The sequence below is a fragment of the Staphylococcus simulans genome, assembly GCF_002902285.1.
GTDB classification, from domain to species: Bacteria; Bacillota; Bacilli; order Staphylococcales; family Staphylococcaceae; genus Staphylococcus; species Staphylococcus simulans.
In genome coordinates this window covers 1-479 of record NZ_PPRU01000069.1, presented here as the reverse complement: position 1 = coordinate 479, position 479 = coordinate 1, and the positions used below count along the sequence as shown (strand labels likewise).

Annotated in this window: 1 protein-coding gene; it reads right to left on the bottom strand. The window is 40.7% G+C overall.

The window, feature by feature from the left end; genetic code table 11:
- The coding region (locus CD112_RS13665) for an FIVAR domain-containing protein (RefSeq protein ID WP_180991561.1) at positions 1-479 on the bottom strand (479 nt) is incomplete at both ends.

Here is a 479-nt window from a genome sequence, read left to right as displayed (position 1 = left end):
TCAGCCTGATTGATAGCTTTCGCTTTTTCAAGTTCTGCTTTCAACGCTTCAAGTGCTGCATTGACTGCATCTGCTTTATCTTGAGCAATTTTAGCGTTAATTGCATCTTCTAAAGCTGATTTCGCTGCATCTACTTCTGCTTGTGAAGCATTAGGATCTGCTTGTACTGCTTTTGCTTTGTCTAATGCATCTTGGACTGCTTTATCTTCTTTATCAGTCGGATCTAAAGTTAAGCTTTCTGCGTTATTGATTGCTTTATCAAGTTCCGCTTTATCTGCTTTCGCAACTAAGCCTGCTTGCGCATCTTTCAACGCTTGTGTTGCTGCTTTGATTTGATCAACAGTTACAGATTCCGGATTATTCACAATACCTTGTGCCACAGCTATTGCATCTACCAATGGTTCAACGCTGTTAGGAGTAAAGTCAGCCTGATTGATAGCTTTCGCTTTTTCAAGTTCTGCTTTCAACGCTTCAAGTGC